The sequence below is a fragment of the Chryseobacterium indoltheticum genome, from assembly GCF_003815915.1.
GTDB classification, from domain to species: domain Bacteria; phylum Bacteroidota; class Bacteroidia; order Flavobacteriales; family Weeksellaceae; genus Chryseobacterium; species Chryseobacterium indoltheticum.
The window spans coordinates 2,856,562-2,868,962 of record NZ_CP033929.1; the positions used below are offsets into that span (position 1 = coordinate 2,856,562).

Below are 12,401 nucleotides of genomic sequence, written 5' to 3' on the forward strand. Positions count from 1 at the left end.
TATGAAATTATTCAACAAAAAAAATAAACAGTACACACAGATCTTTCAATTATTTACAGAAGAAACCTGGGATTTACATTCTAAAAATTTCAACAAAAATATAACACTGCTTTTCGCAGGTAAAAAACACGAAATTTTCATTGAAACAAGTGAAGAAACTATTATTTATTATATAGGTCTAGGAAAAGAAACTTTACAGAATTTTGAATTTCAACAGATTGGAATGAAATTTTCTCAGACTCAGAAAAAAAATATACAAACCGTTCCTACCCTATTGATCTCTGAATTTATTAATGAAAAACAGTTTGAAGATTTCGCAAAAGGAATGCTCTTGGGAACTTACGCCTATCCATTTGATAAAAATCATCCTTTTTGGAACGAGTCTTTTGAGCTTCACTTCGGAAATTTAAGTCAGAAAAAACTCGAAACTATTTCTTTAAGAATAGATGCCATTTGCGAAGGACAAGCAGCTTGTCAGGATTGGCTTAATAAACCAGCTAATTTAAAAAAGCCTGAAATTTTCAATACTTATCTTAAAAATCTAGCCAAGAAAAACCAGTTGAAATATACCGTTTTTAATAGAAAAAAATGCGAAGAATTGGGTCTGGGAGCTTTCCTTTCGGTAAATCAGGGAAGTGCTTACGATGCGGCTTTTACAATTTTAGAATATAAAACAACGGAGAAAAATGCCAAAACTTTCGGGCTTGTAGGAAAATGCGTTTTATTTGATACAGGAGGAATATCCATTAAGGCGTCAGACAATATGCACTACATGAAATCTGATATGGGAGGCGCAACAGCCGTGATTGGTGCGCTCATTTATGCATCACAAATGAAACTTCCCGTTAACATTACCGCGATTTTACCGATTACTGACAACGCAGTTTCAGAAAATGCCTATTTACCCAGCGATGTAATTACTGCTTACAACGGAAAAACAATTGAAGTTTTAAACACCGATGCAGAAGGCAGAATGACTCTTGCAGATGGTTTATCTTATCTTTCAAAAAATTACAAAACTGATATTTTGATCGATCTTGCAACCCTTACAGGAAGTTCTGTAAGGATGTTTGGAGATACTTGCGGGGCAATGTTTTCGAACAATGAAGACTTGAAAAACATGTTGCTTAAAACAGGTGATAAAACCAATCAACGCCTTTGGAATCTACCTTTATGGGATGTTTGGTTGGATGATTTCAAATCTGATGTTGCCGATTTTAAAAATATATCAATGAAGCCTCTCGGTGACTGTATTATTGCTGCGAAATTTTTGGAGCAGTTCATCGAAGGTCATCCAAACTGGGCACATCTCGACATTGCAGGAGTGGCGTTTGGAAACGTAGGATATGCTAAAGATAAAGCAGCAACCGGCTTTGGAGTACAACTATTGGCCGATTTAATTGAAAATTATCATTAAAAATTAGTTTTTTAAAAATTTTCTTCTTATACTTGATTAGTAATTTTCAAAAGCATATCGATTACCAGTTTTTAGTATTAAATAATCAATAATCATAAGCTTTTATTTTTTATAATTTAATAAAAATTAAAAATCATTATATGAAGGAGAAAACCATCGTGTGCATTTCGTGCTACTATAAAGGTTACGATTTTATGGATGAGATGAAAAAACTCGGAAATAAAATTATCCTCATTACGTCGGAGAATTTAAAAGACAAAAACTGGCCATGGCACGCTGTTGATGAAGTTTTCTACATGCCCGAACTTAAACCTTCGGTTTGGAATCTCGACCACCTTATTCAGGGCTTCTCTCATTTGATGAAAAGTCGAAAAGTAGATGCGGTTATCGCCTTAGATGATTATGATGTTGAAAAAGCAGCTCTGATTCGTGAGACATTCCGTATCCCCGGAATGGGACAGACAACGCATCGTTATTTCAGAGACAAACTGGCCATGCGGCAGAAAGCAAAAGATTCCGCAATCAATGTTCCTGAATTCATCGCCGTGTTTAATGATCAGGAAGTAAAAGATTTCTTTGATAAAGTTTCTCCGCCCTGGGTTTTAAAACCACGATCAGAAGCTTCGGCCTCAGGAATCAAAAAGTTAAAAAATCAGGAAGAACTTTGGGAAGCACTTGAAAAGCTTGGCGAAGAGAGACATCTATTTCTTCTTGAAAGCTTTAAACCCGGTGACGTTTATCACGTTGACAGCTTAACATTTAATAAAGAAATTGTCTTTACCTCGGCTTCAAAATATCTTGCTCCTCCGATGCAGGTCTCTCACGAAGGTGGCGTTTTCCGCACCAAAACTTTAGGTAGATATTCTGAAGAATTCAAAGCTTTAGAAGAAGCCAATGCGAAAGTTTTATCGAATTTCGGTTTACAAAACGGGGCTACTCACACAGAGTTTATTCGTGGTAAAGAAGATGGAAAATGGTATTTCCTTGAAACCTCTTCAAGAGTGGGAGGCGCTCATATTCCTGATTTAGTCGAGGCTTCGAGCAATATTAATATTTGGCGAGAATGGGCAAAAATTGAAGATGCGCTTTTAAGAGGCAATCATTATGAAGTTTCAAAACCTACAGGATATTATTCAGGATTAATTGTCGCATTGATTAAAGATTTAGCTCCCAATTATAAGGATTTTGAGTGTGAGGAGGTCGTAAAATTTCTTCCAATTGATTATCATGTAGGAATTGTTTACAAATCAAGCGATTCTGCTATTGTTCAGGAAAGATTAGATTTTGCAGCAGAAAAGATTCACGCTGAAATGCTGAATGTACTTCCTCCGAAAGACAAACCATCAAGCTAAGATGCTAGATGCAAAATTATTATCTATTACTCATTACTTATCAATTATAAAAAATATGCCACACATAGAACATACTGATTATTACTCACACATATTAGGAACAAGCCTAAAAGTAGAAATTACAGGACATTATGGCTATCCGATTATTATGTTTCCGACTTCTCAGGGTTTATATACTCAAAACCATGATTTTCACCTGAACAGCAGTATCAATTATTTTATTGAGCAGGGAAAAGTGAAACTATACAATATACAGACGATTGATTCTTGGAGTTTTTATGACGAAAAAATTTCGCCTCAGCAAAGAATCAGAAATTATGAAAAATACGTGCAGTTTCTGATTCAGGAGTTTGTTCCTTATATTCAAAAGATTCATCAAGTACATCGTGTTGCTATTGCAGGAGCGAGTTTCGGGGGTTATCATGCAGCGAATTTTGCATTCAGATTTCCTGATGTGATTTCGCATTTATTCTGTCTTTCGGGCGCATTCAGCATCAGAAATTTTATGGATGGATATGATGATGACCTCGTTTATTTTAACTGTCCGAGAGAGTTTGTGAAAAATGATGAGGCATGGAAATACAAACACATGCATATTGTTTTGAGCACCTCAGATGAAGACATCTGTAAAGATAAAAATGTGGAAATGGCAGCTATTTTAGCCTCCAAAGGAATTGATTTCTGGTACGATGAAAAAAGATGGATCAATCACGACTGGCCTCTCTGGAGAATGACTTTCCCAACATATATAGGCACATTTTTCTAATCAAATAATTCAAAATATTAATACTAATAAAAAAACAAAATTATGGCAAAAAAAGTAGGAATTTTATTCGGGATGGAAGACACTTTTCCGTGGGCATTTATTGATAAAGTAAACGAGCTCGGAAAGGGAGAAATTATCGCTGAAGCAGTGAATATAGATAAACTGGAACAAGGTGCAGACTACGGATATGCTGTAATTATCGACCGAATTTCCCAGGATGTCCCTTTTTACAGAGCTTATCTGAAAAACGCAGCTTTAAATGGAACCTATGTCATTAATAATCCTTTTTGGTGGAGCGCTGATGAAAAATTCTTCAACAATGCTCTAATGACGAAACTCGGAATTCCTTTGCCTAAAACAGTTTTGCTTCCTTCACATGAAAGACCTACCGACACTTCAGAAACTTCATTCAGAAATTTAAAATTTCCACACGATTGGGAATACATCTTTGATTATGTAGGATTTCCGGCATACATGAAACCTCACGACGGCGGTGGCTGGAAAAGCGTTTACAGAGTAGAAAATCCGCAGGATCTTTGGGATAAACTAAGCGAAACAGAGCAATTGGTCATGATGGTTCAGGAAGAAATTGTATTTCAGGATTATTACAGAGTGTATTGTTTAGGGCAAAAATACGTTCACATCATGCCTTACGAGCCAAGAAATGCACCTCATCTGAGATATGAAACAACGCATCAGACGGAAGGTGAAGATTTAAAAAAACTACTGAAAACAATTCATGATTACACGATTAAAATGAACCAGGCTTTAGGATATGATTTCAACACCGTTGAATTTGCGGTAAAAGACGGAATTCCGTATGCGATTGATTTTTGTAATCCAGCTCCTGATGCAGACAAGAACTCTGTTGGAGAAGAAAATTTCGCATGGATTGTAGAACATTCTGCAAAATTAGCCATTGAAAAAGCTAAAGAATACGTTCCCGGAAAACCTAATATTTCGTGGGGAACCTTTGTAAAAGATTCTGTAAAATAAAACATTAAAAAAACACTGAAAAAAAAATGCATCAATTTACAATAGGAATAGAAGAAGAATATCAGATCATCGATGTTGAAAGCCGCGATTTAATCTCTCATGTTTCAAAAATCATTGAAGGCGGAAAGGCTGTTTTAAGTGAAAATTTAAAACACGAAATGCACGAATCAATGATTGAAATGGAAACAGGAATCTGTCAAAACATTCAGGAAGCTCAGGCTGAACTCACCAATCTAAGAAGACATCTTATCAATACAGCCCATGAACAGGGGCTTCGTGTTTCCGGTGGTGGAACTCATCCTTTTTCAAACTGGGAACACAATACCATTACAAACGGCGAACGTTATAACAAAATTGTAGACGATATGGGCGATGTTGCCCGTGGAAATCTTATTTTTGGATTGCATGTTCATATCGGAATTCCCAATCGTGAAGAAGGCGTGAGAATACAGAATGTCATGCGTTATTTTCTGCCACATGTTTATGCGCTTTCCGTAAATTCACCTTTTTGGATCGGCAGAAGTACAGGTTTTAAATCTTACAGACAGGAAATTTTCGTAAAATTCCCAAGAACCGGAATTCCTAGTTATTTTAATTCTTTAGCAGAGTTTGACAGTTATGTTGATCTTTTGGTAAAAACTGGAACTATTGATAATGCCAAAAAAATATGGTGGGATCTGCGTGTTCATCCGTTTTATCCTACTATTGAATTCAGAATTTGTGATATGCCTTTAAGAATTGAAGAAACAGTTTGTCTTGCGGCGATTATGCAAAGCTTAGTAGCTAAAATCTATAAACTGCATCAGCAAAATTTAAGTTTCAGAAGCTACAGAAGACTCTTACTTAACGAAAATAAATGGCGTGCTTCCAGAGATGGGGTTCATTCTAAACTGATTGATTTTGGTAAAGAAGAATCGGTGCCTTATCCTGATCTTTTAAAGGAACTTTTAGAGTTTATTGATGATGTGGTTGATGATTTGGGATGCAGAAAAGAAGTAGAATATGCCTGGAAAATTCTGGAAAACGGAACGGGTGCAGATCGACAATTGGCAGTCTATAAAGAAACCGGAGATTTGAAGAAAGTCGTTGATTATATGATATCTGAAACAGAATATGGCATTACGCACGGTGAATTTGCTTCATTATAAATTCATAACTTTGCAGAAATTATGAAGTTATGAAAGATGTAAGAATTGCTTTGCTGGATATGAATAACAATCAGGCGAATCAAGGTTTTAAAAATATTAAAGAAATTTCTGAGAATTTTAAGAAGCAATCAGACGAAAATATAAGCATTACAGGTTTTGATGTAAGATATAAAAACGAAATTCCAAACATTGAAGATTTTGACATATTCATTTCTTCCGGCGGACCGGGAAATCCGCACCGTGAAGGTTTTGAATGGGAACAAAAATTTGCAGATTTTTTGGATGCTGTTTATGAATATAACAATCATAATGAGACAAAAAAATATCTTTTTCTGATTTGTCATTCTTTTCAATTGGCGAGTATTCATTGGAATTTAGGAAATATCTGTAAAAGAAAATCTTACTCTTTTGGAGTGCAGCCAATTCATAAAACAGAAGAAGGCAAAGAGGAATTTTTATTCAGAAACTTACCAGATCCTTTTTATGCGGTAGATTCCAGAGCATACCAGTTTATTGAACCTAATGTGGAGCGTTTTGAAGAATTGGAAATGAAAATGGTGGCGATTGAAAAATCTCGTCCTCATATTGATCTGGAACGGGCAATTATGGCAGTTCGTTTTTCTAATGAAATTTTCGGAACACAGTTTCATCCTGAAGCCAATCCTGACGGAATGATTGAAAATCTGAAAGACGAAAAAAATAAAGAAGCGATGATTGAAAATTACGGTATGGAAAAATATCTGGAAACCGTAGACCGAATTAATGACGAGGATAAAATAGTTCTTACACAATCTCAAATTTTACCTCGCTTTTTGAGCGATGCTAAAAAAAATATTTTGAAACAAAAGAAGGCAACAGCCTAATAAAAAATTCAAATAAAAACAATTAAAATCGAGCATTAATGCTCGATTTTTTAAATCACAAAAAGAAAAAAATATGATCCCGAAATACAGAAAACAGTTTAACGAAGAATTCAGCAGCGAAAAGTACGATCAGCTTCAATCAATATTAAAAGAAAAAAGCGGCCTATTGCCAACATTCAGATTGTCTGAAAGTCCTATTTTTTTAACTCAACAATTCAAAGAAAAATTAGTTTCCGCAAGTGAAAGTATTATTGATCAGATTAAAAATTTTCCTGAAGGAACTTTAGAAAATTCAATTCCGGAAAACTGTAAAGTTCCCAATGATACCAAACAGCCTCATTTTTTTACCATAGATTTTGGAATCTGCAGAAATGAAAACGGAAAAATAGAACCTCAGCTTATAGAATTACAGGCTTTTCCTTCGTTGTATGCGTTTCAGAATGTTTATGAAGATACTTTTTGTGAAGTTTATCCTTTCTTAAATCAATTGAGAAACAATATTTCGGATGAAGATTATCAAAAGCATTTATATGAACTGATCGTTGGTAAAGAAAATCCCGAAAACGTTATTTTACTTGAAATTTATCCTGAAAAACAGAAAACTGCAATTGATTTTGCTTTAACCGAAAAACTTTTGGGCATAAAAACAGTTTGTCTTACAAAAGTAAAAAAGCAGGGAAACCAATTATTTTATGAACATAATGGAAAACTGATCAGAATTAAAAGAATTTATAACCGTGTTATTTTTGATGAACTTGATAAAATTCCTGATCTAAAAACTGAATTTAATTTCCGTGAAGAAGCCGATGTAGAATGGGTTACTCATCCGAATTGGTTTTTCAAGATTTCTAAATATATTCTGCCTTTACTTAAGCACGAATTTGTTCCGAAAAGCTATTTTCTACACGAATTCCCCGAAAATGAAAGCCTTGAAAATTTTGTTTTGAAGCCTCTGTTTTCTTTTGCAGGAAGCGGCGTGAATTTAAATCCAACAAAAGAAATTACTGATGCTATTTTAGATAAAGAAAATTATATCTTGCAGCGAAAAGTAAATTACGAACCTATTTTTGAAGATATCAACGGAGATTTTTCAAGAGCAGAAATCCGTTTACTTTATATCTGGAAAGAAAATGAAGAGCGACCTATTTTACTTCAAAACCTTTCAAGAATGACTAAAGCTGCAATGGTAAATGTAGATTTTAATAAAAAAGATGCAATTTGGATTGGCAGTTCTCATGCCTTTTTTGGGGAAGAATAAAAACATCTGATTTGATCTATGAAAATCTTATTACCGCTATCTATATTGATCAGCAATTTGTTTTTTGGACAATATCATGTTCCTCATTTTAATATAACCAAATTTATTAATGATGGTGGTATTTCAAAAGAAATTTACACCCAACAAAACGGGCAGCTGAAACTAAACGAAAAATATTCTTTTGATAAATATTCAAATACGATAAAAGTAACTTTAGATCAAGATATGAATAATGGTAGTTCTTTAATAGGTTTAGATTATATTTTAGATAATGAAAACAGGATTTCAGAAGAAAAAAACCATTTCAAAGACAATCAGTTAAATGAAAAATTCACACAAATTATAAAATATAGATACACGAAGTCCTCAAAACAACTTTCATATTATGATTATAATAATAAAGTTTATCTAAAAACATTTTTTTTCTACAACGATAAAGATGAAGTGGTAGAAAGCATTACACTTTCTAATGATGATCTTATTTTACATGAACGAACAATTAATTACAAATTAGATAAATATGAAATAAGTGAGACAGAAAAATTTACTTTTCCAAAATATAAAACCGTCACAAAAAGAGAACTTGATAAAAATGGATTTTCCATTTATACTGAATCAAAAATAGATATTTATTCAGCTCCCAAGCAATATATGTCCGACGTAGTTTTATATTTTGAAAACGAAATAGATCAAAAAGGTAATCTTTCTAAAAAATATGCAATTTATGGTCAAAAGAAAGAACTTATACAAGAAGTCATTACGCAATATTTATCTCAATAAAAAAGCGGTGAAGATTTAAATTTTCACCGCTTTTTTTATTTATTTTGATAAAATTCTAGATCCTGTCATCCTCAAGTAATTCTCTCGCCTGATAATCCTGAACAAGGTCGATCGCATTAGAAATTACATCACTTAAGGCAGTGATAAAAGTTCCCTCTTCTGCCATTCCCATTGCGTGTTTCAACGCATCAATTTCTTTAGGAATTGTCTCGTAGCTTACATCTCTTCCCGAAGATTGCATTCCGTCTATAATCAAACCATTGATTTCTTCTTCTGTTCTTCCACGAAGGTGTTTTTCATTTCTGATAATAATATGATCAAACATTCTTCCGGCAATTTTTCCGCATAATCTGATATCTTCATCTCTTCTGTCTCCCACACCGGAAATTATTCCTATTTTCTTGGTAGATTCTACATTTTTAAGATAATCTTCAATCGCTTCGTAGCCTGCAGGATTGTGTGCAAAATCAATTAAAACTTTAAAGTTTTTGAATTTAAATACATTCAGTCTTCCCGGAGTAAGCTGTGCACTTGGAATAAATGTACGTAGTGAATTGGAAATATCTTCAATCCCAAAACCATAAAGATAACAAGCCAAACTCGCTGCCAAAACATTATCGATCATGAATTTTGCTTTCCCTTCCATTGTAATCGGGAAATCTTTTACTTTGCCGATTCTGATTTTCCAGTCACCTTTTTTAATGGTTACAAAACCTTCTTCATAAACACAGGTTATGCGGCCTTCTTTAGCGAACTTTTTGATGTATTCGTTATTTTCGTCCAAACTAAAAATCGCGACATTACTCGGTAAGTCATTGATGATTCTCATTGAATACTCATCTTCAGCATTCAAAACACTCCATCCGTTTTTCTTTACGCTATCTAATACAACTCTTTTTACTTTGGTAAGATCTTTCAGATTGTGAATATCATTCATTCCCAAATGATCTTCTTTAATATTGGTTAAAACGCCGATATCACATTGAGAAAACCCTAATCCTGAGCGGAGAATTCCACCACGGGCAGTTTCCAGAACAGCAAATTCTACAGTTGGATCTTTTAGGATAAATTCAGCTGAAACAGGTCCGGTAGTATCTCCTTTCGTCAACATCGTATTCTGAATATAAATTCCGTCGGATGTTGTAAAACCTACTCTGTAGCCGTTATTTTTAACGATATGGGAAATTAATCTTGTGGTTGTCGTTTTACCATTGGTTCCCGTAACTGCAATAATCGGAATGGTAAACGGTTTACCTTGCGGATACAGCATATCGACAACCGGAGCAGCAACATTTCTCGGAAGACCTTCGCTCGGCGCCAAATGCATTCTGAAACCAGGTGCTGCATTTACTTCAATGATCGCTCCACCACTTTCTTTCAAAGGCTGGGTAAGATTTTCTGCCATAATATCAATTCCGCAGACATCTAAACCAATGATCTTTGAAATTCTTTCTGCCATTGTAATATTTTCAGGATGTACCATATCGGTTACATCAATAGAAGTACCGCCTGTAGAAAGATTAGCGGTAGATTTCAGATAAACCACTTCTCCTCTTTGAGGAACCGTTTCTAAAGTATATTGAAGTTTTTCAAGTAATTCTAAAGTATCTTTATCAACCGTAATTTCGGTCAAGACATTTTCGTGGCCATATCCTCTTCTCGTATCTTGATTTTCTTTTTCAATTAGTTTCTCAAGATTAGACTCACCATCACCCACAACATGAGCAGGAACTCTTCTCGCTGCAGCAACCATTTTATTATTGATTACCAAAACTCTGAAGTCGTATCCGGTAATGTATTTTTCAACAATTACTTTTTTCGAGTATTTCTGAGCGTGCTCTAACCCCGTTACCGATGAAACCCAATCATTAACATTAATTGATGAACCTTTTCCGTGATTTCCGTCTAAAGGTTTGATCACAATTGGATAGCCTATTTTTTTAATAACATTTTTAAGTTCTTCCTCATCTACAATTAAATCTCCCATCGGAACAGGAATCGCAGCATCATGAAGCATTCTTTTTGTCAGTTCTTTATTACATGCGATATCTACAGCAATCGAGCTTGTATTTCCTGTAATTGTCGCCTGAAACCTTTGCTGATTAACACCGTAACCTAGCTGCACCAAAGAGTTGCTTCCCAATCTTATCCAAGGGATTTTTCTTGAAACCGCCTCTTCAACGATACTTCCTGTAGAAGGTCCCAATCTTACACGTTCTCTGATCTCTTTCAGCTTCTGAATACAAGCATTGATATCGTATTCTTTATTTTCAATTAAAGCTAAAGCAATTTCTACCGCTTGTTCAGCAGCATAAATTCCGGCATTTTCTTCGATATAATCAAACACTACATTATAAACTCCGGGAGTTTTTGTCTCACGGGTACGCCCAAAGCCGGTTTCCATACCCGCCAAAGTCTGAATTTCTAAAGCGATATGCTCGATCACATGCCCCATCCAGGTACCGGTTTCTATTCTATGAAAAAAACCTCCTCTTATACCTTCAGAACAACGGTGACTAATGAGTGACGGCATAAGCTGTTCTATCCTTTCACGAAAACCTTCAATTTTATTTGTAGGGAAATTTTCCATTTCCTCCAGATCCAAACGCATCTGTATCAGCTTCTTTCTTCGTATACTCCAAATATTTGGACCACGCAACGCCTGTATCTTCTCAATTTTCATAGTTTAGCTATACCTTATTTTATTAATAAAAACATCTTTCTAAATCAAAGATAATGCAAAACCTCAAACAAAACCATAGCGCTATTAAAGATTTATTAAAAAAATACACTTTCTGTAATTAATTATAAATCAAAGTAAATACGTTAAAAAGCGGTTTACATTTCATTAACAATTTATTATTTTTTAAATTTGCAAGCTATGAAACCTGTTGGAAAATTAATTATTATCGGTGGAGCTGTTAATAAAGGCAGTTTTTCTGAAACCGATTACGATCAGAATGTTGAAAAAAATCTTAACTTTTTTGAAAGAGGAATCTTAAGAAAAATCATTACTGAATCTAAGAATAAAGAAAACTCAGTTATCGAAGTCATTACTACGGCTTCGCAGATCCCGCAAATAGTAGGTTCTGAATATAAAAAAGCTTTTGAATTTTTGGGAGCCAAAAATGTTAATATCCTTGATATTCACAACCGTGAAGAAGCCAATTCGGATGCTATTGTTGCAAGAGCAAATGCAGCCGATGTTGTCATGTTTACAGGCGGCGATCAACTAAGACTGACTTCTATTTTGGGAGGTACAAGATTTCACGATGCTATTTTACTTAAATATCAGGAGCAGGATTTTATCTATTCCGGGACTTCAGCAGGAGCTGCTGCAGCTTCTGAAAATATGATTTACCAAGGAAGCAGTTCTGAGGCTTTGTTGAAAGGTGAAATTAAAACCACACAAGGTTTAGGCTTAATCGATAATGTGATTGTAGATACGCATTTTGTGCAAAGAGGAAGAATCGGAAGACTTTTCCAGGCTGTGGTAAACAATCCGAGAACTTTAGGTATCGGGCTGGGTGAAGATACCGGACTTTTCATTCATAATGATACCATGACCGCTGTCGGATCTGGATTGGTAATTATCGTTGATGGAAGATTTATTAAAGACACCAATCTTACCAACATCAATTTAGGTGAGCCTATCTCAATAGATAATCTTACCGTTCATGTCATGTCGATGAATGATCATTACGATTTGACGACAAGAAAACTGACGATAGAAAACTCTCAATTTAATCCGATACCTCAGACATAAAATAATTGATAATATAAATAATAAATGATTTTGATTTGTAATTAAAATCATTTAG

10 protein-coding genes are annotated in these 12,401 nt (G+C 34.5%); 9 read left to right on the forward strand and 1 reads right to left on the reverse strand.

Annotated features, from left to right (window positions below):
• Position 1: 1 nt before the first annotated feature.
• From EG358_RS13260 to EG358_RS13295, 8 genes are all read left to right on the forward strand, one after another.
• Complete coding sequence (locus EG358_RS13260; RefSeq protein ID WP_076559958.1) at positions 2-1,417, forward strand: M17 family metallopeptidase; 1,416 nt, start codon at positions 2-4, stop codon at positions 1,415-1,417.
• 140 nt (positions 1,418-1,557) lie between these two features.
• Positions 1,558-2,769 (forward strand): ATP-grasp domain-containing protein, encoded by a 1,212-nt coding sequence (locus tag EG358_RS13265; RefSeq protein WP_076559956.1) that lies wholly within the window; start codon positions 1,558-1,560, stop codon positions 2,767-2,769.
• Positions 2,770-2,824: 55 nt separating this feature from the next.
• Positions 2,825-3,535 (forward strand): alpha/beta hydrolase-fold protein, encoded by a 711-nt coding sequence (locus tag EG358_RS13270; RefSeq protein WP_076559954.1) that lies wholly within the window; start codon positions 2,825-2,827, stop codon positions 3,533-3,535.
• A gap of 42 nt (positions 3,536-3,577) precedes the next feature.
• Complete coding sequence (locus tag EG358_RS13275) at positions 3,578-4,531, forward strand: ATP-grasp domain-containing protein (protein WP_076559952.1); 954 nt, start codon at positions 3,578-3,580, stop codon at positions 4,529-4,531.
• A 26-nt stretch (positions 4,532-4,557) separates the two neighbouring features.
• Entirely contained in the window at positions 4,558-5,679 is a 1,122-nt protein-coding gene (locus EG358_RS13280; protein ID WP_076559950.1) for a carboxylate-amine ligase, read from the forward strand.
• A 29-nt stretch (positions 5,680-5,708) separates the two neighbouring features.
• Positions 5,709-6,542 (forward strand): type 1 glutamine amidotransferase, encoded by an 834-nt coding sequence (locus EG358_RS13285; RefSeq protein WP_076559948.1) that lies wholly within the window; start codon positions 5,709-5,711, stop codon positions 6,540-6,542.
• Between the two features lie 73 nt (positions 6,543-6,615).
• The gene (locus EG358_RS13290; RefSeq protein WP_076559946.1) at positions 6,616-7,800 is read left to right on the forward strand and encodes a hypothetical protein; all 1,185 of its coding nucleotides are present in this window, start codon (positions 6,616-6,618) and stop codon (positions 7,798-7,800) included.
• A gap of 18 nt (positions 7,801-7,818) precedes the next feature.
• Positions 7,819-8,580: a hypothetical protein gene (locus EG358_RS13295; protein ID WP_076559944.1), complete on the forward strand. Its 762-nt coding sequence runs from the start codon at positions 7,819-7,821 to the stop codon at positions 8,578-8,580.
• 55 nt (positions 8,581-8,635) lie between these two features.
• Here EG358_RS13295 and cphA read toward each other — a convergent pair whose 3' ends face one another.
• Complete coding sequence (gene cphA, locus EG358_RS13300) at positions 8,636-11,263, reverse strand: cyanophycin synthetase (protein WP_076559942.1); 2,628 nt, start codon at positions 11,261-11,263, stop codon at positions 8,636-8,638.
• A 198-nt stretch (positions 11,264-11,461) separates the two neighbouring features.
• Between cphA and EG358_RS13305 the strand changes: the two genes are divergently transcribed.
• Positions 11,462-12,346, forward strand: coding sequence for a cyanophycinase (locus EG358_RS13305; protein ID WP_076559940.1), 885 nt, complete (start codon positions 11,462-11,464; stop codon positions 12,344-12,346).
• Positions 12,347-12,401 lie beyond the last annotated feature (55 nt).